The 412-nt window shown below is 70.9% G+C and carries 1 protein-coding gene; it reads right to left on the bottom strand.

The genetic code is table 11. The features are described from left to right. Window positions 1-130: 130 nt before the first annotated feature. The coding region (locus tag L6966_RS12005; protein WP_237233474.1) for a BolA family protein at window positions 131-412 on the bottom strand (282 nt) is incomplete at its 5' end.

Below are 412 nucleotides of genomic sequence, written 5' to 3'. Positions count from 1 at the left end.
GGCAGCCGCCTGTGTGCCGACACACCGGCGCGAGCGAGAAACCCATGATCTCTGGGATGCGCACCGGAATCACGATCGCCATATCCCTCGTACCGGCCCCTGGGCCGCGCCGGACCGGCGAGGCCCGGCTTCAGGCAGCTTCGGCCGGGGTCCGGGCGCGCAACGCCAGTGCGTGCAGGCCACGCCCGAAAGCCTCGTCCATGAGAGCGTTGACCAGGCGGTGCCGCTCCACGCGGCTCTTGCCCTCGAACGCCGACGCGACGATGTCGAGTCGGTAATGGGTCTCGCCCCCGGGCCGCGCGCCGGAATGGCCCGCATGCAGGTGCGATTCGTCGATCACGTCGAGGTGAGCCGGCGCGAGTTCCGCGCGCAGCTTCGCCTCCATCCAGCCCCGAAGGGTGCCGTCCTCACC

Origin of the sequence: Rothia nasisuis (genome assembly GCF_928381405.1) — a bacterium.
In the GTDB taxonomy this organism is placed as follows: Bacteria; Actinomycetota; Actinomycetes; order Actinomycetales; family Micrococcaceae; genus Rothia; species Rothia nasisuis.
This window is presented reverse-complemented; position numbering and strand designations above follow the sequence as displayed.